We start from the raw sequence: 23,481 nt of genomic DNA on the forward strand, positions 1-23,481 counted from the left end.
TTAATAATGTGTTTTTAAATGGCTTCCGTCAATATCACTCAATAATATTGACGGAATTTGCTTTGCAAAATTCTCATCGCTATTCTCCAACGCTTTTTTATAATACCAATATTTATCCCGAAAAATTATACTTTTGGGAAAATTCTCTAAACGTAATAAAACGCTTACGTTTTTCATCATATAGTTTATATTTTAGCGATGCCAAACTCTCTTTAAATGTTATTGAAGTCGCATGGTGTAAAGGAGTAACATTATTATGTGTTGTTTCTAAAGAATAATTTGGGATTCCTGGATTTAAATGGTGTACATGGTGATAACCAATGTTGCCTGTAACCCATTGCAAGATCTTAGGTAACTTATAAAATGAGCTACCATCGATAGACGCTTTGACAAAATCCCATTCTGAGGGTTCCTCGAAATAAGAATCTTCAAAAGTGTGCTGGATATAAAATAGCCATATCCCTGCCATACCTGAAATAAAAACCATAGGTACAAACACGGCAAAATATGCAGCCGGGCCCAAGAGATAGATTAACGATCCATGTAATACAACTAATAGTATATTATGCGCCCAAGTGTTAAGACGTTCTTTCTGTTTAGCCTTTTTTGAGTTAAAACGATTTGAAATGAAGACTAAGAAAAAAGGACCTAAAACGAACATAACAAAAGGATTCCGATAAACACGATATGCTAAACGGTCTATACGTGAAGACTCTCGATATTCTTCAACTGTCATCACCCAAATATCTCCGATACCACGTTTTTCTAAATTGCCACTCCCAGCGTGATGCGCCATATGTTCACGGCGCCATTTTGTATACGGGAAAAATGTCATTAGTCCGGTAATATTTCCAAGCAAATCGTTATGCTTTTTCTTTTTCAAATAAGACCCGTGACAACAATCATGAAATATAATAAATGTCCTAATCAAAAAGCAAGAAGCAACGACGCTGCATAATATTGCTAAAGACCAATGAACGTAAAATAAAAACACGGCTATAGTAAGAAGAACAAATAGCGGAGGCAAAGTGCCTATAATTTGAATTGTGCTTTTTTGGGAATTTGAGCCTGCAAAAGGCTTTACTGTTTTTAATAAATTCTTTTTTTCTTTTTCCATAAATTCCTTTCCTTTCTCTTATTTACTTGCGATAAGTACAACGCGATTAATCTATTGTATGCTTTACTGTTAAAGTTAAGAATGGTTTGTTATCAATATATTTTCAACTTTGTTATTTATCCTTGTTATATTTACCTTTCTAGAAAAATTATTAAGTGCTAATATAGCAAAAATCCATCTTTCAAAACTTCACTTAACAATTTTAATTATTTTTCCCTTTAAGAGTAGGAAATAAACAAGGAATATTAGTGACTTCTTTTAATAGTAAAGAAAATATATTAAAAGAGACTTCCTATTCAATAAGAAGTCCCTTAATAATTTCAGCAACAAATTCTTTGATTATTACAATTGTTTGGTACATAAAATTTTGTGTTATGACTACAATAAGATCCAAATTCTTTTAAAAATAAAATTAGTTTGTTTTTAATCGTTGTTTATCTTAAAGTATTATTTTTATTTGCCTGTCTAACAACATAGAAAATGATTGTTAATGTAAATAGCAATATACTTGTGAAAATAATGATTTTACTATTATAACTTTTATCCTCTTGTCCATTATATTCTTCTAATTCTTTAATTCTTTGCTCGTGTACTTCGACTTCTTCTCTTGATTCTAGATCATCACCTAAGATATAGGGTTGTTGGTTTTTTGCTTTCATAAATTTTTGCTCCTTATTATTAGAATAGCAAAGACACCTAATGATTTAGGTGTCTCATTTTTTTATTTAATTCGGCTTAACATTTCTTTTTTATAATAATCAAAGCATGATTACCTTTTGAGTTGGTATTTTCCCGAGCGTTTAGTATTAATAAGTCAATTAATTTCTCATTATCTTTTTAATTTATTTCATTAGTACGCATTTCATTTATTTTGCTTATTTCTATTATAACACAGTGTAGTAATACATTGTAAAAATAACAATAACTCTGCATCAGTCGGTGCTTTGATTCCCTTATTAACAATGGGGGGTACCAGGATCTGGAACCACAGCTGTTATATTAGGAGCTGTGGTGATGTTAGGCTTACAGCCAGGACCATTATTATTTGAAAATGAACCTGAAATGATATGGACCCTTGTTAATAGTATGTTTATCGGTAATATTTTTTAGTTATATTAAACATTTTACGTACACCACCTAAAGTTCTATATCCAATTATTTTAGTACTTGCATTTATCAGTACATATACATTAGGTTACAGCGTAATTGATTTTTATATTTTAATTATCTTGGGTGTTATTGGCTTAGTAAGGAAATTATTAGATTTACCAATCGCGCCTTTAATCTTATCTTCCATAATTGGGTCAGATATGGAACAAAACTTTCGTAAAAGTTTAATAGTAAGTAATAATAATATATTAGATATATTTATAGGGTCACCGATAAGTATTGTATTATTATTAATGACAATTTTAGCATTGTTCTATCCACTGATTATAAAAGGATTTAAAAAAGCAAAATTAAAAATATAATTTGGAAATAGATGGGTTAAAACTATGAATCTAAACTGAAATTATTTTCGTTATTTAGTAAGTGTAGATTAATTATTTGATTGTTTTATTGAGTAGAATGAGAATCGTATTTGAGTAATATGATTCTCATTCTACTCTTTTTAATGTGTTTTTTGGTATAGATGTATAGTGATAAATATAGGTTGATAAACTTTAATAATTTTTAAAAGCTTTTGAATTTAAGTACATATGCAAATAAGTTGAAATTCCTAGTTATATAGTGTGAATGATTACTTCTTAATGTATAGGCTGTTTTTTAGACTAGAGTTAACTCTAAGCGCTATGATATTAGGTGAAGAAGTTGGTGGAAAGTCTTCAAATAGGATAAGTACTGGAGGAATTATTTTATGGTTAATGCTAAAGCTAGAGCGGTTAACGGGCCGGATTCGAATTTTCATGCTACAGAAATTAAAAGACGTGATCTTGATACACATGATGTATTAATTGAGATTAAATACGCAGGTATATGTCATTCTGATATTCATACTGCACATGGTGAGTGGGGGCCAGTTTACTATCCACTAGTGCCAGGTCATGAAATTGCAGGTATTGTTAAAGAAGTTGGGTCAGAAGTGAGTAAGTACGAAGTAGATGATCGTGTCGGTGTTGGTTGCATGGTTGATTCTTGTGGCGAATGCGAAAATTGTCAAAACGGCGAAGAACAATATTGTCTAAAAGGAATGGTTGGCACGTACGCAGGTACGGATAGATATGGTGAACCGACACAAGGCGGTTATTCAACACATATTGTAGTACATGAAGATTTTGTATTACGTATTCCTGATAATATCGGTTTAGATGCTGCAGCTCCATTACTTTGTGCGGGTATTACTACTTATTCACCTTTAAATCATTGGAAAGCAAGTGAAGGTAAAAAAGTAGCAATCATCGGTATGGGCGGTTTAGGACACATGGCTGTTCAAATTGCAAATGCTATGGGGGCAGAAGTTACTGTATTATCACAAACGTTAAATAAAAAAGAAGATGGTTTAAAATTAGGTGCAACACATTACTATGCAACAAGTGATGAATCTACATTTGAGCAACTGCCAAAAACTTTTGACTTAATTATCAATACAGTAAGTGCAAACTTGCAATTAGATGATTATCTTAAATTGCTTACATTAGACGGTACAATTGTTAACGTTGGGGCACCAGCGGAACCAATCTCATTAAGAGTTGCAAATTTAATTGGTCACCGTAGATCATTTGCTGGATCAGCTATAGGAGGTATACGCGAAACACAAGAGATGTTAGACTTCTGCTCTGAACATAATATCAAACCTCAAATTGAAATGATTTCAGCTGATCAAATAGATGAAGCTTATGAAAGAGTTTTAGCATCTGATGTTAAATATCGCTTTGTTATCGATACAAGCACAATGTAATTAACTTGCAATTAATGGATATCTAACGTACTTTAAGTAATTTAAAAGTATATTATAGTAGCTGCTTGTTTTAGACAGAGTTCTGAAATAGGTGGCTATTATTATACATATAAGTTATAGATTGCATGAAAATTATAATTATATAATATGTCGAATTGCTTATATAATTATAAGTATTAAGTAATTTTTATATAAAAAATTTGTATAAGTTAAAATTTACTATTATACTAACTTATAAGCGTTTAAGTAAACGCTAACATAACGTTACAATAGTTGGGAGTGATTTTCATGCCAGATACAGATACTGCATCAGACTTATTGGAAAAGATCTTAGATTATTTATTTTCTCTTAAATAGTAATTTTTAAGAGTGGGTATTTATACTTAAAATCAATAAAGAACAATTGATTTGCTAAGAAACCTAACTTGAATTATGGATATGTCCCTACAAAGTAGTCAGTTTACATTGAGAACTTTGTAGGGTTTTTTAGTTAAGATGGTGCATTAATGTGTGGACACTGTGTTGAAGTAATAATCTAAAAAGTAAAGTATAAATTATACGTTGATACGGTTGAATATTTGTAGTTATATAAAGTAGTGATAAAAAAACGTTGAGACAAATTAATTGTCTCAACATTAATCATTATATGGGGAGTAGTTGACTTGATTGAAATTTAAAGCCTCTTTCCAAAAATTTAGGTTATGCTATTCTATACGCGATGGTTGGCCATTTTTTCGAAAAAATCAATAATATAAGAGTGGTCTTTTTTGCTATTACCATTAGCTACTTCTGAACTGAAAATTTCTTTAACAATATTTGTAACAGGAAGTGGCACTCCTAAAGCATTGGCAGAGTGCTGAATATTACCTAAGTCTTTAAAATTTGTTTCAATTTTTCCACCAGGTTCAAAATTTCTTTCTATAATAGATGGCATCTTAGCATCCATTACAGCACTGCCAGCTAATCCACCACTAATTGCTTCAAAGAGTTTGTTTAAATCTATTCCTGATTTACTAGCATAAACACAAGCTTCTGATAAACCTGCTAAATTAATACTGACAATAATTTGATTTGCCAATTTAGCTGCTGAACCAGTACCGCTTTCTCCAAAATGAACTATATTTTCTCCCATTGTTTGAAATAAAGGAAGAACTTTTTCGAAATCATGTTCTTCTCCACCAACCATAATGGACAGTCTTCCTTCAAGTGCCATTGGTTCTCCACCACTAACAGGAGCATCCATAAATTGAATATTAAATGGTTTCAACTTAGCTGAGAATGCTCTGGAATCTTCAGTTGATACAGAACTCATGTCTATCACAATTGTTCCTGGTTTACAATTATTCGCAAGGCCTTCCTCAGAAAATAAAACTTGTGTAACATGTTTAGATGTAGGAAGCATCGTTATAATAACATCGCAATTTTTAGCTACTTCACTATTTGAGCTACAGGGATTGCCACCTAATGCTTTTAACTCATCAACTGCATTTGTATTTAAATCAAAAATATATGTTTCATAGCCACTTTTAATAACGTGAAGTGCCATAGGTTTTCCCATAATACCTAAGCCAATAAATCCAACTTTCATAAGTATTACCTCCATATACATAAATTTTAGCAATTAATCTAACTGATAATAGCGTGCTGAACATTATCATTATTAAAAATTTCTTCTACTATTTATCGTCGATTATAGGTTGAAGATGGTTCTGAACATAGTTACCAAGATCTTTAATCACTTGGGTAGTGTTTGCATGTGCTTCTCCTATTTCATCTTCGAGTATTATCCAGCCGTTGTAGTCATTATCTTTCAAAATTTGTGTACATTTTGAAAAATTTATATCTCCTGCGCCCATGTTTTTCCATTCTGATTGATTTGCAACATCTTTATAATGCACATGCTTAATAAGTGAAATTGCATCTTCAAATACTTTTGTTGGGTTCATACCACCCATAGCAATATGTCCGGCATCAGGTGTATAACCCATATAACCGCCGTCTAGACCGTCAAATAGTACTTTATAATCTTCTTCAAATTTCCAATAAGATGTTTCATATGATATTGGGTGTAATGAAGTTGTAATACCATATTCTTCGTAAGCATGTTTAGCGAGTTCATTTGCACCTGTAATAATTTCTTTTTGTCTTTGCAATAAATTATCCCTATTTTTTCCACTTCTTGATGGGACATTCATAATTGCTCCAGGAAAATGCTTGAGATAATTGAAAAAGTAATCATCTATCTCTTTTTCACTATCAGATGCATGACCGCCTACAAAAGCATGTGGTACCGTTAATGCTGCTAACTTTAAATTATTTTTGTCGAGAGCTTCTTTTAAAAGTTGTGGTGATTTCTCATATTTTCCTAACAAATTGATTTGTACGTCTACCCCAGTAAGTCCTGCATTTGCTATATCGTGTATCACCTGATCCATTTTATCTGCTTTTTCATCGTAGTCTAAAACCCAAGTAGAGCCTTGGCATCCAAAATTAACCGTCATTATTTTCCTCCTAACAAGTCACTGTATATTGAATATAAATATGTTTTTTGTTAAATAAAATAATTTTTGAAAACGCTAACAATATATTTCAACCCTATCATTTATAATACTTTTGTCAATAATAATGTGAAAACAAACGAAAATAAAAATAAATAAATGAAATTAATTGAAAATATAAAATAACTATATTAAAATCACACCTATATATGTAAGCGCTTACTTTAGGGCGCCGTTTTACAGCATAAAATATAAATTTAGTGAAAGAGAGTGGGGGATAAGGATGTTTGGAGAAATTTGGCCACTTATTGGTGTGGTTATAGGCGTTATAGTTTTACTTATATTAATTATTGGGTTCAAATTGAATACTTTTATATCACTCATAGTGACTTCTATGTTTACGGGGGTCATCTTAGGTATTCCAATTGATAACATCGTTGAAACAGTAGAAAAAGGCATGGGGGATACTCTTGGTAGTATTGCAATCATTTTTGGTTTGGGTTCGATTTTAGGTAAGTTACTATCAGATGGTGGTGGCGCAACTCGAATAGCTGATAAATTAATTGAAACTTTTGGCGAAAAGTATGTGAATTGGGCGATGTTAATTGCATCATTTATTATAGGCATTTCACTATTTTTAGAAGTAGCGTTTGTGTTACTTATTCCTCTTGTGTTTACATTAGCCAAACGAATGAATATTTCTAATCTTAAAGTTGGTCTCCCAATGACTATTTCGATAGCCATTACACATGGTTTTTTACCACCGCACCCTGGACCAGTAGCGGTAGCACAAGCATTGAATGCTAATATTGGGCATGTATTAATGTATGGTATTATCATAGGTTTACCTTTGGCATTGATTGTGGGCGCTTTTTTTACCAAACTTGTATATAAAGTCGTGCCATCAGCTTTTGCTAGGGAAGGTAAACAGATGAGCGTTGACGAAGAGAAACCAGTAGCAGTAAAAGATAGACCTAGTTTTGGTTTGAGTTTATTAACGGCACTCAGTCCTATTATTTTAATGTTGTTGGCGACAATTATTCAATTAATTACAGGCCATGAGGATGCTAAAGCCGGTGGTTTTGAAGGCTTTATTTATTTCATTGGTTCATCAACAACTGCGATGTTAATTGCTGTTCTTATAGCGGTTTATACGATGGGAATAAGAAGAAAAAAATCTACTGACCAAATTATGGCGACTATTTCAAATGCTATTACACCGATTGCTATGTTATTGCTGATCATTGGTGGAGGCGGTGTTTTCAAACAAGTTATTATAGATGGTGGCGTAGGTGACACCATATCTAAAATTTTCCACGGTACTGAGATGTCTCCAATTATATTGGCATGGTTGGCGACAGCAATTTTGAGATTAGCTTTAGGATCATCGACCGTTTCCGCGCTATCATCAGTAGGTATTGTATTGCCATTAATACAATCTATGGATGTGAATATTTCTCTTATTGTACTTGCAATTGGAGCTGGGAGTGTCTTCTTTTCACATGTTAATGACGCAGGATTTTGGATGTTTAAAGAATACTTTGGCTTAACTATGAAAGAAACATTTTTAACCTGGACGTTGCTGGAATCAGTATTATCCGTATTAGGATTAGGATTTATTTTGATTTTAGATATTGTTGTTTAATAAGTATAGATTTAAAGGGATCAAATAAATTTTATAATAAAGTGTAGTTATTTAAAATTTTCAACAAATTTAATGTTACAGTTGTAGCGAGTTAATTGTATTATTAGCAACACAACCCCCTTACTATTTTGAATAGTAAGGGGGATTTTTGAATATTAGTGGCTAAAGCACTAAATATAGTACTATAGACCAGTAATTTTTGTTTATCAATTTCGCAGTGGATAATTAGATTATCCTTTTTTACTTTTTCTCAGGTTTAATACATTTACCACATCTTTTATATATGCGCCTTTTAATTTATAACTCCATTTATAAATGATAAAACTAGCTATTATACAAATTATTGGGAGTATGACCATAATGAAACGTAATCCATTTTTTGTGAATTCGCTTTGTTGAACGCCCGGTTGATAACCTAAAAGCGTTAAACTCCATCCAGTAATTAAACCGGAAATGGCCATAGCTGTTTTCATTAAGAATGTCTGAGTAGAAGTGATAACACTTTCATTTCTTTGCCCGAACTTCATTTCACTATAATCAATGACGTCTGCTATTGAAACGGTTATTATTCCCATAATGAATCCAGTACCAATTTTGATAAAGGTAGTACCTAATACAACAGGTAATATGGCTTGTGGTGAAATGTAACTTGCAGCTAGCAAAATCAATAGTCCGAATATTACACTGCAGGTTGCAATAGGAAATATGCGTTCCCTTGTAATCCATTTTGCAATTCTTGGGAAAATAATCAAAGCAAGAATTTCAACAAACCCCATACCGTTATAGAGTGCAAATAAGAACTTGGATTCAGCTACATAGCTAAAATAATAAATGAGAACATTTCCAATGATTTGTGTACATAAGAAAAAGGTGATTAAGATACCAATATAATTCAAGAGTTCTTTGTTGGCAAATAATATTCTCCATATGTCTTTGAAACGTAATGTAATACCTGTGTCTATATTTGTAGGGGCTTCTTTTACATTGCGAACAGTAATTCCCATTGTTGTGATAAAGAAGATAATTATAATGATTGTGACTATTAAAAAGCCAATGGACTGATCACCATTTCCAAATAAATTGTCCAAGAATAGTACAATGCTTAAACCGATAGCACCCAGAATTAAATTAGCTAGGCTCGCAAAGATTCTTGGAATCACTGACACCTCTTCGCGTTCGGTTGGGTTATTAGTTAAATTTGGTAACCATGACCAATAAGGAACATCCATCATAGTGTAAGTCATGCCCCAAAGAATATACATTATTGTGACAAATACATATAGACTAGTGCCAGATAAATCAAAATTTGTGAATAAGATAATGGTTACAAAAGAATTGATAATAGTACCAATAACTAACCATGGTCTAAATTTTCCCCACTTTGTTTTTGTTTTATCTACAATCATACCCATAATAGGATCATTGATAGCGTCCCAAATTCGAGCTGCAAAATATAATGTCCCTACAAAACCAGCTGTAATGCCTAAGATGTCTGTTAAATAATACATAAGATATATGCCAATTAGATTAACAACTAAATCCTTACCAAAAGCACCAATGCCAAATGAATACTTTTCTTTACGTGTTATTTGTCGCTCCAAATAAATCACCTCATAGGAAAACTTAAGTCGTTATATGAACAAAGTACCTAAGTTTTTAGATATATAACTTTTTAATTTTAGTAGTAAAATATTTTTAAAAAACCAGACACTGCTCATCTAATTGAATAATCACAGGTCTGGTATGAGTTTATTTATATGGTGGCAGCCAATCACCGTGGGCTTCAATTAAATCATCACAAAGTGAGATAATATCGTTGATAGATAGTTCAGAAGCTGTATGTGGATCTAACATAGCAGCTTGATAAATTTTTGATTTATCGTTAGTTAATGCAGCCTCTATTGTTAATAATTGAGTGTTTATATTTGTTCTGTTCAAGGCTGCTAGCTGTTCTGGTAAATCCCCTATATAAGTAGGAGCTACACCACTTGCATCAACTAAACATGGAACTTCAACAACTGCATTTTCAGGTAGATTGCTTATTAAGCCACCTGTGTTCAATACATTGCCGCCAATTTTAAATGGTATATTTGTTTCCATTGCTTCAATAATATAAGAACCATATTCGTTGGAACGTTGATGATTCAGGTTTTGATCATTGACTATATCATCACGCATTTGGGACCATTCTTCTATTTGTTTTATGCAACGACGAGGGTATTCATCTAATGGAATATTATAATCATCGATTAATTCTGGGTATAGATTTTTAATGAAGTAAGGATGGTATTCTGCGTTATGTTCAGATGACTCTGTAACATAAAATCCAAATTTATCTAAAATTTCAAAACGAACCATATCGTCATGTTTTGATTTTTGTTTTGCTTTGGCACGTTTTTTGATTTCTGGATATAAGTCTTTGCCATTTTGTTTGATTTCAAGCAACCAAGCCATATGATTAATTCCAGCAATCTTAGATTGTATGTTATCTTGCGACAAATCTAATGAATCTAATAAGTCATTTGTACATACTTGTACACTATGGCAAAGGCCAACCGTTTTAATACCTTCTTTTAGCATTATATTAGTTAAAACTGCCATTGGATTTGTATAATTTAAAAACCAAGCATTTGGGCATACTTCTTTTATATCATTGGCAAAGGCTTGCATTACTGGTATTGTTCTTAAATTACGGAAAATACCACCAATACCTAATGTATCAGCAATAGTTTGTCTTAATCCATATTTTTTTGGTATTTCAAAATCAGTAATCGTAGCAGGATCATATCCGCCCACTTGTATTGCATTTATGATATATTTTGCTCCTGATAATGCCTCTTTACGATTATGGTATGCTCTCACAGAAACGTTTGAATGTAAAGTTTTCTTTAAATTATTTAACATCATTTCTGAATCATGCAATCGTTGCTCATCTATGTCATATAAAGCAAATTCAAAACCTTGTAATGCTTCTGCTGTCATACAATCGCCTAGTACATTTTTGGCGAAAACAGTACTTCCTGCGCCTAGAAATGTAATTTTGTCCATTAATCATGCCCCCTAGTTTTCTTTAAAAACTGAATGATCATTCAATACCGTCTATTTTTAAAAATTTAAAGCGAAAATTTTCTAGTATCACTATAGCTTATGTATAGATTAGACATTATTTTTAGGACAAACAAGCGTAAATAATATTGAAAAGAGTAATATATTGCTGTTTATAAATCTATAAACCACTTATCAACTGGCATGATTGTAGTGTTTTTTCGATAATTAGTGGGAGTTACACCAACGATTTTCTTGAAAACTTTACTAAAATAATTACTAGAAGCATAACCTACTTCATACGCGATAGAATCAATATTTTGAGAACTTCTAGTTAATAAAATTAATGAATTTTTAATTCTAGTTTTTGTTAAAAAATTAATAGGCGTATCATTCACAATTTTATGAAATTGACGACTAAAATGATATTTTGATAAGCCAGCAACTGCTACTATATCGTCCAATGTAATATCTTGTTGATAATGATTTTCTATAAAATTAATTGCTTTTATGGTAGGAAGAGGGTGATTATTAGATTTCTGCAAACCATATTCGAGATACTCTAAGCATTTCATTATAAATGTATAGGCACAGGATGAAGATTCGTATCCATGTTTAATGCCCACAGCGTCTATTTTTCGTAATGTTTCTATAATATATTTTATAGGTTCAGAATTTATAGGGAGTTTGAGGATATTCCCATGTGCAGATACAATTCTATTAAATAATCTACTAACTTCTTCGCCATAAATTGTAAAATAAACAAATTCCCATTCACTCGAATGATTGGGAAGATAGTAACAATGATTACTTGGTACACGAACAAAAAAAGCATCACCTTTAGAAAGTTGATAATTTTTTGTGCCTATAGAAATTGCACCGTAGCCACGAGTCGTATATTGAAAAATGTATACATCTTGTTCTCCTCTGTGCAAACCATGCCATCGATAATTTGAACTTTGTACGAGTTCAAAACCTATTGCACTTAAACCAGCAACATTATTCTGGTAATCTCCTTTGAATCTAAAACCATAAGCATTGTAGTCAATTTTTCTTGTCAACTTATATCCCTCCATATTTGTTAATTATTTTAGCATTATTTAAGTAAAAAACATTCAATATATATTTATAAAATTTATATTGAATTAATACTTTTTTGTTATTGATAGTTGCTGATTCTTGACAATGACGAACAATAAGTATATGTTTGTAATATTAAATAAAAATAAATATAGTCGTTGATGTGTGCTTAAACTAGGTTATTTGGGCTTTAGCAAGACGTTAATAGAAATATTGGCAAATTGAAAAAGTAAACAAATTGAAGTAGAAAGTGAAAATCATACGACATATGTAAAATAATTTATAAATTTTAAAGCAACATATATAGGTAGCAAAACAAATCACTGCATAAAGTATTAGAGTGCGTTGTAATGAAGCCGATAATAGTAATAAATCGACGAAGATTTATTATATATTGTCGGCTTTTTTTAATGAGTCTTACAACTATATTTTAGAGAAATCTAACTTTATGATTACAGTCATCATATCTAACGGAGGAGGATGCGATATGCTTACATCGTCTAATTTATCATTACTAATCATTCTATTATTTGTCGCGATATTCATCTCAGTAATAAGTGGAGTTATATTTTTAAATAAGCGCATATCACTAGCGTACGTTCATATACATATTTGTTTAGTAGCACTGCCGCCATTGATAGCATTCGTTGGCTTAATTTCAGCACCAAAGAACACCAATCTTGGTTTATGGTATTCAGATGTTTTATCTTGGTTGATGGCATTTTTTGTATTAGTTATTGGTTTAATCATTCAACGTTATTGTGTACGCTATTTGGCCGGAGATAGAAGCTATAGAAAATACTTTACGCTATTTACTTTAACGACAAGTTTTGCATCTATGGCATGGTTAACAGGCGATCTCCGTATTATGGTAGTCAGTTGGGGTTTCACATTAATTGGCCTAACATTACTGATTAGTTTGACGAGTGCTTGGAGAGTGACAAGGGCAGCAGCAATTGTTACAGGAAAATTATTTTTCTTAAGTTGGCTCGCATTATTGCTAGCTGTTATATGGTTAGGAATTATAACAGGAGAGTGGGATTATACAGGTATTTTTACCGATGTTAACCTTGATCAAATCAATGCATGGACACGTTTTGGCATTAATATGTTAATAATCTTGGCGGTTATGATCCCAGCAGCACAATGGCCGTTCCAAAGATGGTTGATTGAATCAGTCGCAGCGCCAACGCCTGTGTCTGCAATCATGCATGCTGGCATTGTGAATGCTGGTGGTATTATGCTAACGCGTTTTTCTCCACTGTTTAACGGTGACATTGCAACAATCGTTTTATTATGCTTTGCGAGCGCCTCTGTACTTATAGGTGCAGGTATTAGTTTAGTACATGTAGACTATAAACGGTTATTAGTGGGTTCAACAATAGGGCAAATGGGATTTATGTTAATTCAATGTGCGTTAGGTGCATATATACCTGCAATTATTCATCTAATATTACATGGTTTATTTAAAGCGACACTCTTTTTACGCTCTGGTTCGGCTGTACGACATTTTAATGTACCGAGTCGTGCAAATGAAAGAATGTCTTACTTATGGATATTAGCAGGGCGTGGTTTAGCAATTATGATAGGTCTTGGCTTTTGGTTATCTGCTCCAGAACAAGGTTATCGTTTAGTTAGTGGTCTTATTTTAGCATGGTCATTATCCGTATCTTGGACACAACTAGTTGCCTTTGGTGAAGGGAATTTTGGTCGTATCATGGGTTTATTAGTACTTAGTGTAGTCGGCATGGTCTATTATATTGTTCACCATTTCTTTAGTGATGCTTTGCATACTATCGCATTTCATAGTGCCCAGCCGCCTATGTTAGCAACCATAATTGTTGCGTTAATTTTATTATTTGGTAGTTTGATGAGTACGTGGGTAGCGCGTCACCGTTCATCGGTAGCATTTTCAATTATTTATATGTGGATCGTACGTTTAGGTGATGCAAAAATTGAAACAGTAGAACGTCATCCTAATTACTTAAAAAAATATTTATCCAAAGGAGGGCACTAAAATGGGAAAATCAAACACACATTCTATTGCGCAATCGAGTTACATTAATGATATTCGCATGACAGTTGAAACTGCGAGCAAGGTTATTGTTCCTTTATCACCCATTTCAGTATTTGCTGCTAGAAGCCCCTGGTCTGGATTAGAAGATAAAACATTTGATGAAGTAGCAAGTTGGTTAAAACAAGAGCGTAAAGTTGATATTTATCCAGCGAGAACAACTATTATAGAAGCAAGGCAACAAGGTGAAATAAGCGATAAGTATATAGAACATCGTTTTCAACAATGGATAGAAGAGACAAAGTTATCTATTCCGAAAGCGCACGCTATTCAATATGGTAAACAAGCATTAAAGTTACGGCCATTGGAGAGTTACTCAGAGGAACAAGACGTCATAGATGAACTCGTGAAAGATTTGACGGGAAGTCTGAAGGGAAGTAATACTGCATCCGGACAATTTTTATCAGTGCCATTAATTAGTACATACGTCTTTGATGATAAAAATGAAAAATTAATCGATACGTTAGATTATCATGTAATAAAATGGTGCAAATTATTTATTGATGACGCACAATCCGGATGGACGATGCCAAATAGAGATAAAGGACTTTTTAATGCTTGGCAGAGATTAGTTCCATATGACCCAGCGTTAACTAAACAACAACGTACACGTTTACAATCATTGCCAAATGATGTTGAATCAATACTTAAAGCATCATTAAATAATCTAGGTATTAAGGATATAGAAGTTCAAACATATTTAGAGAATCATTTATTATCATTGCCAGGTTGGGCTGGTATGATGATGTGGCAAGATGACCATCATAAGAAAGTTCATGATTTATTATTTACTTATCTTGCTATACGTGTTGCGATGGAATGGGCAATCGTAGAGCCTCATTTACCTGTAACTCCTCCAGATGCTAAAGATGAAAGTGTTTTGGAAACAAGCATTGTGTCATGGCTGCAGTGGGGTGGATTTACGGTAGAAACTTGGCGTACGTTAAGTATAGAAGAAAAAGAACAATATGTGCAATTTGCGCAAGAGTTTAATGAACAATTGTGTCGGAAATTGTGGTTGGAAGCATGGGAAGAAACCTATAATGAACAATTAAAGGATATGATTGTACCAGAGCAACCTCACCAAATAACAGCACAAAAAGTAGAAGTTCAAATGGCATTCTGTATTGATGTAAGGTCGGAGCCTTTTAGAAGACAGATTGAAGCAGCTGGCCCGTTTGAAACTCTGGGTATTGCAGGTTTTTTTGGGTTGCCAATTGAGAAATCTGAATTAGGAAGTAAGTACAATCATCCGTCATTACCAGTTATGAATCAACCACAGCATAAAATCCAAGAATACACACATGAACGTGAGCCCAATGCTTTTCAACAACGGAAGCATGCATTAGAATCCGTTACTTATACATTTAAAAAAATGAAACAGAACGTTTTGCCTAGTTTACTTTTACCGGAATTGAGTGGACCTTGGCTATCGCTACAAATGTTAACGAGAAGTTTTATCCCGAGACGTGCGGGAGCGATGATTCGTAAGTTTTATAGCAATTGGTTACAAAAACCACAAGATACCACCTTAACATTGAATCGTAATCAACATCATAACCATCAACATATACATTTTGAAGGTGAATTACCAATTGGTTTCACCAAAACAGAAAAAGTAAATTATACATTACAAGCACTAAAATTAATGGATTTAACTAAAGACTTTGCACCATTAGTTGTGATGTGTGGTCATGGTAGTCAAAGTGCTAATAATCCCTATGCAGCCTCATTAGATTGTGGCGCATGTGGTGGGGCAGCCAGTGGTTTCAATGCTAAAGTATTGGCTCATTTGTGTAATATGACAGAGGTCAGAGAAAGTTTATTACAGGAAGGTATTGAAATCCCAGAAGAAACTATTTTTGCAGCTGCAGAACATCAAACTTCAGTAGATGAATTGAAGTGGATATATTTACCTGAATTATCTCAAGAAGCACAAATAGCTTATGATAAAATAGAAGCGGCAATGCCTCAAATAAGTTATGCCGCAAATGAAAAAAGATTGGCGCAGTTACCTGATAATAATATAGTTAAGCCAAACCCAGTCAATCAAGTTCATCGTAAAGCTAATGATTGGAGCGAGATAAGACCAGAATGGGGATTAGCGAAAAATGCAGCGTTTATTATAGGCCAACGTGAATTAACTAAAAATAGTGATTTAGCAGGTAGAGCCTTCTTGCATAATTATGATTGGCAACATGATAAAGGTGGTAGCATATTAGCAAATATTATTGCCGGTCCAGCACTTGTTGCGCAATGGATTAATCTGCAATACTATGCGTCGACAGTAGCACCTCATTTTTATGGTAGTGGTAGTAAAGCAACGCAAACAGTAACGGCGGGTATCGGTGTTATGCAAGGAAACGCCAGTGATTTATTAACGGGACTGCCATGGCAATCTGTAATGGCGTCTGATAACAAGATGTACCATTCGCCGATAAGATTATTGATTGTTATCCAAGCACCACAGTCATTTATCAAAAACTTATTGGATAATGATCCTGATTTTAATCAAAAAATAGTTAATGGTTGGGTTAGATTAGCCAGTGTTGATGAACAAGGTTTATGGCATGATTGGACAACTAACCTTTAAGTGGTTGTGGGGACATCTAATGTCTCCACATTTATGGCATTTAATAAATAAATTTGATATATGGTTGAGATAGCTCATGTTTCCTAGGCAATATAGCGTAGCTATAGAGAAAATTGCTGAAAAATGGTACTGTTATCTTTGTTAAAATAAATTTCTAATTTTGGTTCTACAGGAGATGTATATTTAATGAAAAAAACCAAAGGTACCTATGAATCTGAAATCAGTAAAGCAATTACACAGTGGGAAAAAGACTTCCTTGGTCGTGGTTCTCTTTCAGTTAAAACAGACATATTGCGTGATATGATTATAGTCAGTTTGCAAGGTGTATTGACACAAGCAGAGTATAAAGTTTGTGGCACGAATGAAGGGTTATTAACGATTAAACGAACACGTTCTAAACTTGTAGAATCAGGTATAGAAGAACTTAATGAAATTGTGTTAACAATTTTAGGGGAAGAAGTTAAAAGCTTTCATACAGATTTGAGCTCTATAACTGGAGAACGTATAATGATTTTTAAATTATATAATGATTTAGAGAAAAAGTTTACTGAGTAGCAATGACTAATTTTTTCGAACTAATACACTTAATTTATTGATAAATTAAGTGTATTAGTATGTGTAATGATGAAAAGTTATTAGAAGTAAATTAAGTGCATATTTCAGGGATCGAGACTTAATATAATATTGTATGTGGTAATAGCATCAAAAATGCACATACTGTTGTAAGGGACAGTATGTGCACATTACTAGTTATGAATTAGGAATCCGGAAGAGTAAAGTTTGCGTTAAAAACTATCATCATATAAATAATTGGGTGTTAAAGTATCATAATCTTTAATTAAGATTCTTAGTTAAAGATTCATTGTTCTAAAAGTGTAGAACATAAACTAAGTATTACGGGATTAATATTTCAACTTTAACCACTAGCTTGAAAATAATATGTAACTTAACATTTAATACCCAACAACGACGAAAAAAGTATTATTTAAATAAAGTAACATGAATTCGTTTAAAAGCTTGTGTAAAAGCGGTTAGTCATATTAATATACAAAGTTTACTAAAAGTGAGTTCACCTCCTACATATAAATATTATAATAATTGAATAAATTTTTGGTACAAATTCCCCAACTGTACAAAAACAATGCGTAAATGTTAATATATAAAAATTATTTAAAAATTAATTATATGTAATTTTATACTCGTGGCTATTAAGCGATTCACATAAAAATGTGATTAATTAAAATCGATTATTTTTATACATCACGTAATTTGAATTTTTGCTATTCTATAAAAATAAAAAATACACTTGAATTATTATGAAAGTTTATAGTAATATTGCTAATTGGGTGTTAAAGAATCATAATTTTTAATTATGGTTCTTTTTCTTTTGCCATTTTTTAACAACAAACGTTAAAAATAACGTGACAATTATGCTTAAATACTTTGCTAAAGTTTATATTTTTAATAAACTAGATGAGGTTAACTTTTACTGCAATTAAGTAGTAGCATAAATCGTGGATAAGGTTTTAATTTAGAGCGAAAGTTGGATTTGTTTTACCTTTAAAAAGGTTATAATAAAATGAAGTGAAGTTGTGTTAGGAGGAAATATAGTTGGATCAAGTGAAAAATATTCTCTATTCTATAATAGAGCCATTATTGCAGCCAGAAACATATCAATCATTACTCTCTAATTTAATAATGATAATAGTTTACGTAGTAGCTGCATGGATTATTTTACATTTTGTGAATAAAGGTATTGCTCAGTTCTTTAAAATTCAAAATAAAGGCAAGAATAGTAATAAAAAACGTTCGAAAACTTTAATATCATTAGTGCAAAATGTAGTCTCATATGTGGTATGGTTTATAGTGTTGACTACGATTTTAAGTAAGTTTGGTATCAGTGTAGGAGGCATTATAGCAAGCGCCGGTGTTGTTGGCTTAGCCGTTGGTTTTGGTGCACAAACAGTAGTTAAAGATATTATTACTGGCTTCTTTATTATTTTTGAAAACCAATTTGATGTAGGAGACTATGTTAAAATTAGTAATAGTGGTGCTCCAGTAGCAGAAGGTACTGTTAAATCAATAGGATTAAGATCTATGCGTATTAATACTATTTCTGGTGAGCTGACTACATTACCTAATGGTAGTGTTGGTGAAATTACGAACTACTCCGTGATAAATGGTGAAGCAATAGTAGAAATTCCAGTTTCTATAACAGAAGATATTGATAAAGTGGAAGATGAATTAAATGATTCTTTTGAGGCAATTCGCTCGAAATACTATTTATTTATATCTACGCCAGAGGTTGTTGGTGTAAATTCCATCACAAATAATGAAATCGTATTGCGTATTTCTGCAGAGACGATACCTGGAGAAGGCTTTACAGGTGCACGTATTTTAAGAAAAGAAATATTGAAATTATTTAAACTTAAAGAAATTAAAATGCCACAACCAATGATGGTACAATACGAAGCAAATCAACAAAATAATGCATAAGATGGTCGGAGGTGTTACAGAATGACATCCAATTACGGTTTGAATGATATTGTAGAAATGAAAAAACAGCATGCATGTGGTACGAATCGTTTTAAAATCATTCGTGTAGGTGCAGACATCCGAATAAAATGTGAAAACTGTCAGCGCAGTATTATGATTCCTAGACAAACATTTAATAAAAAACTAAAAAAAATTGTGGTATCACAACAAGATACTACCGATAAGGAGAATGAATAATGGCTTTAACAGCAGGTATTGTCGGCTTACCAAACGTAGGAAAGTCAACACTTTTTAATGCAATTACTAAAGCAGGTGCACTTGCAGCAAACTACCCATTCGCAACAATTGACCCTAACGTAGGCATAGTTGAAGTGCCAGATAGTAGATTAGACGTGTTAACAGAAATGGTAGAACCGAAAAAAACAATTCCAACTACATTCGAATTTACCGATATTGCAGGTATTGTTAAAGGTGCTTCTAAAGGGGAAGGTTTAGGTAATAAATTCTTATCTCATATTCGTGAAGTAGATGCGATTTGCCAAGTTGTTCGTGCTTTTGATGATGATAACGTTACACATGTTTCTGGTCGTGTAGATCCGATTGATGATATTGAAGTTATTAATATGGAACTCGTATTAGCAGATTTAGAATCTGTAGATAAGCGTTTACCAAAATTAGAAAAAATGGCACGTCAAAAAGATAAAGATGCAGTTAATGAAACTCGTATTTTATCAAGAATTAAAGAAGCTTTAGAAGAGGGAAATCCTGTAAGAAGCTTGGAATTTACAGAAGAAGATCAAAAATATGTGAACCAAGCTCAATTGTTAACATCTAAAGAAATGTTATATATCGCTAACGTAGGTGAAGACGAAATTGGCGATGAAGATAATGAAAAAGTAAAAGCTATCCGCGAATATGCAGCGAAAGAGGATTCTGAAGTTATCGTAATCAGTGCTAAGATTGAAGAGGAAATTGCTGTACTTGAGGATGAAGACAGAGAAATGTTCTTAGAAGATTTAGGTATTGAAGAACCAGGTCTCGATCGTTTAATTCGTACAACTTATGACTTGCTTGGTCTTGCTACTTACTTTACAGCAGGTGTACAAGAAGTACGTGCATGGACATTCATTAAAGGTATGACTGCTCCACAATGTGCGGGTATCATTCATACGGATTTTGAACGTGGTTTTATTCGTGCAGAGGTTACTAGTTATGACGACTACGTTGAATTTAACGGTGAAAATGGTGCCAAAGATGCTGGTAAACAGCGTTTAGAAGGTAAAGAATACATTATGAAAGATGGCGACGTTGTACACTTTAGATTTAACGTGTAAAACAATAGGTCTCCAAATGATATATTGGAATACTGAGGTATAAATATCTCAATATTATAAAACAGGCTGGGGCAATTTAAATTGTCCCAGCCTTAATCATTAGATTGGTAATAGTTTAAGATCTATTCCCTTTACTATGTTTATAAAGGTTAAGAGATGAACCAATCAGTACTAACATTTGGTCCTGTATAATTCGCATCTACTTCTTGATTTAATTCAGGGGAAGCATAGCTATCAGTATACTGCCATAAAACGTGATCGCGAGTAGGCTGACCTGGGTTGTAGTTAGCCATCCAGTAACCATCATAATTTTTTACAGATTGTTCAGCATGTTCTAACATGAAATTTTCGTATGAATAAAATAGTACTTTTTTATTTCCAGCTAAACCTTTCATTTCATCATACCAAGCATCCGTGCTTTCTTCGGTAGTGCCAGAAGTAACTGAATTTTGTTCAAAATCATTTATATAAAAACTTGCTTTTGGGGCTCGGTTATATAAAGTTTGTGCCTCATATCGTGCGTCATCAGGGTTTTCATACATACTATATGAATATACACCGAAATCTAAGTCGTGTTTGTCTAATAAATCAGAATTGTGTTCTAAGGACTCGTCTATTTTTTCTGAACCGTATTGGGCTCTAATGATAATGAAATCATAGTTTGCTTTTAAGTCCTTTACTTCTTGATCAGTCAAATCGCCTTGCCATTCAGAAATATCTAAAATACGTTCGCCATTTTGTGTAGTTCCAGCTTCTGATTGAATATCATCAGAACGGGTTGATGTCTCTTGATTTGTACCGTTTTCTTGATGTTTATTTAAATATTGCTGGTATCCATACCCCATTGTTCCTTTTTGGCTTGAGGTATTATCAGCTGCATAAGCAGAGTTAATAGTTGCTGTTGATGCAAATAATACACATACTGTAATAAATCCTTTTTTAATTGCAGAAACCATAACATACTCCTTTGTTTATGTACTTAAAAAATACCACTAAAATAAAGTGGTTAAAAATATAAAAAACGAACATAGTGGTTATGCTAGTAGAATTAAAGTAGATTTTCAACCTTAGCTTAAATGACATTTATTTTTTATTAAAATAATGAATTGTGATTTATAAATTTAAATAAATGAAATGGTGTCAATTTATTTAATATAAAGTAAGCGAATATCTATAATAGGAGAAATAGCTATTGCAAAAATCAATATTTTCGAATGTTTCATATGAAACATGCATATTAAATTAAGGAACTGCTAAAGATGTATAACCATTGTAAAAAGTAAAGCCTTGTGCTATAATTCTTGATTGTGAGTAATGAAAATTATTCCTTGCTTGTCACAAATGATGACGAGCCGCATAGACCACAAGGAGGTGCAATTATAAAATGAGAACATATGAAGTTATGTACATCGTTCGTCCAAACATTGAAGAAGACGCTAAAAAAGCTGTCGTTGAACGTTTCAACGGAATCTTGGCTTCTCAAGGATCAGAAGTTTTAGAAGCTAAGGATTGGGGCAAACGCCGTTTAGCATACGAAATCAATGATTTCAGTGAAGGTTACTACAATATCGTACGTATCCAAACTTCTGATAATGAAGCTACTGACGAATTCCAACGTTTAGCTAAAATTTCAGACGATGTAATCCGTTATATCGTAATTCGTGAAGACGAAGATAAGACAAGAAAATAATAGATGGGGGTCGTTTAAATGATAAATAGAGTTGTTTTAGTCGGTCGTTTAACGAAAGATCCAGAATATAGAACAACACCCTCAGGCGTGAGTGTTGCGACTTTTACTCTAGCAGTAAACCGTACGTTTACAAATGCGCAAGGGGAACGCGAAGCAGATTTCATTAATTGTGTTGTTTTTAGAAAACAAGCAGATAATGTAAATAACTACTTATTCAAAGGTAGTTTAGCGGGCGTTGACGGTCGCATTCAATCACGTAGCTATGAAAACCAAGAAGGACGTCGTATTTTTGTAACTGAAGTAGTTTGTGATAGTGTTCAATTCCTTGAACCTAAAAATCAAAACCAACGTCATGGCCAAGAAGGTAATAATAATTTCCAAAACTTTGGCGGACAACAATCAGGACAAAATACAGCGTCATATCAAAATAACAACAACAATAATAACAACAATACATCAAATAATAATCAATCAGATAATCCATTTGCAAATGCAAACGGACCTATTGATATTAGTGATGACGATTTACCGTTCTAATCTACAAACATTGTGTGAATGTTGTGTAGACTATTTAAAAGTATATTAAAATGTGTGAAATTATATTATATGTGTGTGTAAATGTGTGAAGTATAATATGATAACTATAATACATCTTCAAGTATTGAAGGTGTATTTTTTGTTTTTATAATTATGTGTTTACTGAACTGAGAAAAATTCGTAAGAGCATGATATAAATAGAGTTTAATTAAAAACCTACGTTCTAAAATAACTGAAAAATCAGAATAATACAATAGAGTTAATTGCAATTCAAGAGCGCATTATTACTTTAATAATAAATAAAGTTTAATGTAAGATTATAATTAATTAAAGTAATTAATTAATGCTAAGATAAAATAAATAACTAAAGATTTATAAATGTTTAAACAACTGATAATTGGGAATTTATTTAACTGTAGTGTAAATAAAAAATATAATATCATTGAAGAATGCTTTAAATAATATTATTATAA

18 protein-coding genes and 1 pseudogene are annotated in these 23,481 nt (G+C 32.4%); 11 read left to right on the forward strand and 8 right to left on the reverse strand.

Translation table 11 applies throughout. The annotated features are described in order from the left end of the window. Positions 1-112: 112 nt before the first annotated feature. Complete coding sequence (locus tag ACSUE0_RS02110) at positions 113-1,117, reverse strand: fatty acid desaturase (RefSeq protein ID WP_119614421.1); 1,005 nt, start codon at positions 1,115-1,117, stop codon at positions 113-115. Between the two features lie 434 nt (positions 1,118-1,551). Next, positions 1,552-1,776, reverse strand: coding sequence for a hypothetical protein (locus ACSUE0_RS02115; protein ID WP_119614422.1), 225 nt, complete (start codon positions 1,774-1,776; stop codon positions 1,552-1,554). A 258-nt stretch (positions 1,777-2,034) separates the two neighbouring features. On the opposite strand from ACSUE0_RS02115, the pseudogene ACSUE0_RS02120 reads away from it, so the two are divergent. Both ACSUE0_RS02120 and ACSUE0_RS02125 read left to right on the forward strand, forming a co-directional pair. Further along, positions 2,035-2,589, forward strand: a pseudogene (locus ACSUE0_RS02120) (tripartite tricarboxylate transporter permease); the annotation flags it as partial. A gap of 386 nt (positions 2,590-2,975) precedes the next feature. Continuing rightward, positions 2,976-4,016: an NAD(P)-dependent alcohol dehydrogenase gene (locus ACSUE0_RS02125; protein ID WP_119614423.1), complete on the forward strand. Its 1,041-nt coding sequence runs from the start codon at positions 2,976-2,978 to the stop codon at positions 4,014-4,016. A gap of 709 nt (positions 4,017-4,725) precedes the next feature. Here ACSUE0_RS02125 and ACSUE0_RS02130 read toward each other — a convergent pair. Together ACSUE0_RS02130 and ACSUE0_RS02135 are read right to left on the reverse strand one after the other, a co-directional pair. Beyond that, a complete protein-coding gene (locus ACSUE0_RS02130) occupies positions 4,726-5,619 on the reverse strand; it encodes a 2-hydroxy-3-oxopropionate reductase (RefSeq protein ID WP_436955996.1) in 894 nt (297 codons plus the stop codon). Between the two features lie 73 nt (positions 5,620-5,692). Then, positions 5,693-6,517, reverse strand: a complete 825-nt coding sequence (locus tag ACSUE0_RS02135; RefSeq protein WP_119614424.1) for a sugar phosphate isomerase/epimerase family protein — start codon at positions 6,515-6,517, stop codon at positions 5,693-5,695. A 280-nt stretch (positions 6,518-6,797) separates the two neighbouring features. Here ACSUE0_RS02135 and ACSUE0_RS02140 point away from each other — a divergent pair, with 280 nt between their 5' ends. After that, positions 6,798-8,159 (forward strand): gluconate:H+ symporter, encoded by a 1,362-nt coding sequence (locus ACSUE0_RS02140; protein ID WP_436955865.1) that lies wholly within the window; start codon positions 6,798-6,800, stop codon positions 8,157-8,159. 230 nt (positions 8,160-8,389) lie between these two features. Here the strand turns inward: ACSUE0_RS02140 and melB are convergent, their stop codons facing one another. From melB to ACSUE0_RS02155, 3 genes are all read right to left on the reverse strand, one after another. Next, a complete protein-coding gene (melB, locus tag ACSUE0_RS02145; RefSeq protein WP_436955867.1) occupies positions 8,390-9,760 on the reverse strand; it encodes a melibiose:sodium transporter MelB in 1,371 nt (456 codons plus the stop codon). A gap of 148 nt (positions 9,761-9,908) precedes the next feature. Beyond that, complete coding sequence (locus tag ACSUE0_RS02150) at positions 9,909-11,207, reverse strand: alpha-glucosidase/alpha-galactosidase (RefSeq protein WP_436955869.1); 1,299 nt, start codon at positions 11,205-11,207, stop codon at positions 9,909-9,911. A gap of 170 nt (positions 11,208-11,377) precedes the next feature. After that, positions 11,378-12,280: an AraC family transcriptional regulator gene (locus tag ACSUE0_RS02155; RefSeq protein WP_436955871.1), complete on the reverse strand. Its 903-nt coding sequence runs from the start codon at positions 12,278-12,280 to the stop codon at positions 11,378-11,380. Between the two features lie 491 nt (positions 12,281-12,771). On the opposite strand from ACSUE0_RS02155, the gene ACSUE0_RS02160 reads away from it, so the two are divergent. The 6 genes from ACSUE0_RS02160 to ychF all read left to right on the forward strand — a co-directional run bounded on the left by ACSUE0_RS02160 (position 12,772) and on the right by ychF (position 20,781). Beyond that, positions 12,772-14,301, forward strand: a complete 1,530-nt coding sequence (locus ACSUE0_RS02160) for an NADH dehydrogenase subunit 5 (protein ID WP_436955873.1) — start codon at positions 12,772-12,774, stop codon at positions 14,299-14,301. Between the two features lies 1 nt (position 14,302). Next, entirely contained in the window at positions 14,303-16,951 is a 2,649-nt protein-coding gene (locus ACSUE0_RS02165; RefSeq protein ID WP_436955875.1) for a DUF2309 domain-containing protein, read from the forward strand. Positions 16,952-17,137: 186 nt separating this feature from the next. Further along, a complete protein-coding gene (locus tag ACSUE0_RS02170) occupies positions 17,138-17,506 on the forward strand; it encodes a DUF2294 domain-containing protein (protein WP_119614431.1) in 369 nt (122 codons plus the stop codon). Positions 17,507-18,562: 1,056 nt separating this feature from the next. After that, on the forward strand, positions 18,563-19,447 hold the full coding sequence (locus ACSUE0_RS02175; protein ID WP_119613828.1) for a mechanosensitive ion channel family protein: 885 nt from the start codon (positions 18,563-18,565) through the stop codon (positions 19,445-19,447). 21 nt (positions 19,448-19,468) lie between these two features. Further along, positions 19,469-19,684 carry a DUF951 domain-containing protein gene (locus ACSUE0_RS02180; protein ID WP_017723390.1) on the forward strand — a complete coding sequence of 72 codons (216 nt, stop codon included), beginning with the start codon at positions 19,469-19,471 and terminating at the stop codon, positions 19,682-19,684. Continuing rightward, entirely contained in the window at positions 19,684-20,781 is a 1,098-nt protein-coding gene (gene ychF, locus ACSUE0_RS02185; RefSeq protein WP_017723389.1) for a redox-regulated ATPase YchF, read from the forward strand. Before ACSUE0_RS02180 ends, ychF begins: the two co-directional genes overlap by 1 nt. Before the next feature lie 149 nt (positions 20,782-20,930). Here the strand turns inward: ychF and ACSUE0_RS02190 are convergent, their stop codons facing one another. Then, on the reverse strand, positions 20,931-21,737 hold the full coding sequence (locus ACSUE0_RS02190) for a GH25 family lysozyme (protein WP_119613826.1): 807 nt from the start codon (positions 21,735-21,737) through the stop codon (positions 20,931-20,933). Between the two features lie 428 nt (positions 21,738-22,165). Here ACSUE0_RS02190 and rpsF point away from each other — a divergent pair, with 428 nt between their 5' ends. Next, complete coding sequence (gene rpsF / locus ACSUE0_RS02195; protein WP_017723387.1) at positions 22,166-22,471, forward strand: 30S ribosomal protein S6; 306 nt, start codon at positions 22,166-22,168, stop codon at positions 22,469-22,471. A gap of 18 nt (positions 22,472-22,489) precedes the next feature. Further along, positions 22,490-23,008 (forward strand): single-stranded DNA-binding protein, encoded by a 519-nt coding sequence (gene ssb, locus ACSUE0_RS02200; RefSeq protein WP_119613825.1) that lies wholly within the window; start codon positions 22,490-22,492, stop codon positions 23,006-23,008. Positions 23,009-23,481 lie beyond the last annotated feature (473 nt).

The sequence above is a fragment of the Staphylococcus sp. AS1337 genome, assembly GCF_051408735.1.
GTDB classification, from domain to species: domain Bacteria; phylum Bacillota; class Bacilli; order Staphylococcales; family Staphylococcaceae; genus Staphylococcus; species Staphylococcus xylosus_B.

Excerpts from the sequence above, each read along its gene's own strand:
- ACSUE0_RS02140 (WP_436955865.1), top strand. The coding sequence starts at position 6,798 with ATGTTTGGAGAAATTTGGCCACTTATTGGTGTGGTTATAGGCGTTATA.
- ACSUE0_RS02170 (WP_119614431.1), top strand. The coding sequence starts at position 17,138 with ATGAAAAAAACCAAAGGTACCTATGAATCTGAAATCAGTAAAGCAATT.
- ACSUE0_RS02125 (WP_119614423.1), top strand. The coding sequence starts at position 2,976 with ATGGTTAATGCTAAAGCTAGAGCGGTTAACGGGCCGGATTCGAATTTT.
- ACSUE0_RS02110 (WP_119614421.1), bottom strand. The coding sequence starts at position 1,117 with ATGGAAAAAGAAAAAAAGAATTTATTAAAAACAGTAAAGCCTTTTGCA.
- rpsF (WP_017723387.1), top strand. The coding sequence starts at position 22,166 with ATGAGAACATATGAAGTTATGTACATCGTTCGTCCAAACATTGAAGAA.
- ACSUE0_RS02150 (WP_436955869.1), bottom strand. The coding sequence starts at position 11,207 with ATGGACAAAATTACATTTCTAGGCGCAGGAAGTACTGTTTTCGCCAAA.
- ssb (WP_119613825.1), top strand. The coding sequence starts at position 22,490 with ATGATAAATAGAGTTGTTTTAGTCGGTCGTTTAACGAAAGATCCAGAA.
- ACSUE0_RS02130 (WP_436955996.1), bottom strand. The coding sequence starts at position 5,619 with ATGGAGGTAATACTTATGAAAGTTGGATTTATTGGCTTAGGTATTATG.
- ACSUE0_RS02115 (WP_119614422.1), bottom strand. The coding sequence starts at position 1,776 with ATGAAAGCAAAAAACCAACAACCCTATATCTTAGGTGATGATCTAGAA.
- ACSUE0_RS02155 (WP_436955871.1), bottom strand. The coding sequence starts at position 12,280 with ATGGAGGGATATAAGTTGACAAGAAAAATTGACTACAATGCTTATGGT.
- ACSUE0_RS02180 (WP_017723390.1), top strand. The coding sequence starts at position 19,469 with ATGACATCCAATTACGGTTTGAATGATATTGTAGAAATGAAAAAACAG.
- ACSUE0_RS02135 (WP_119614424.1), bottom strand. The coding sequence starts at position 6,517 with ATGACGGTTAATTTTGGATGCCAAGGCTCTACTTGGGTTTTAGACTAC.
- ACSUE0_RS02165 (WP_436955875.1), top strand. The coding sequence starts at position 14,303 with ATGGGAAAATCAAACACACATTCTATTGCGCAATCGAGTTACATTAAT.
- ACSUE0_RS02190 (WP_119613826.1), bottom strand. The coding sequence starts at position 21,737 with ATGGTTTCTGCAATTAAAAAAGGATTTATTACAGTATGTGTATTATTT.
- ACSUE0_RS02160 (WP_436955873.1), top strand. The coding sequence starts at position 12,772 with ATGCTTACATCGTCTAATTTATCATTACTAATCATTCTATTATTTGTC.
- ychF (WP_017723389.1), top strand. The coding sequence starts at position 19,684 with ATGGCTTTAACAGCAGGTATTGTCGGCTTACCAAACGTAGGAAAGTCA.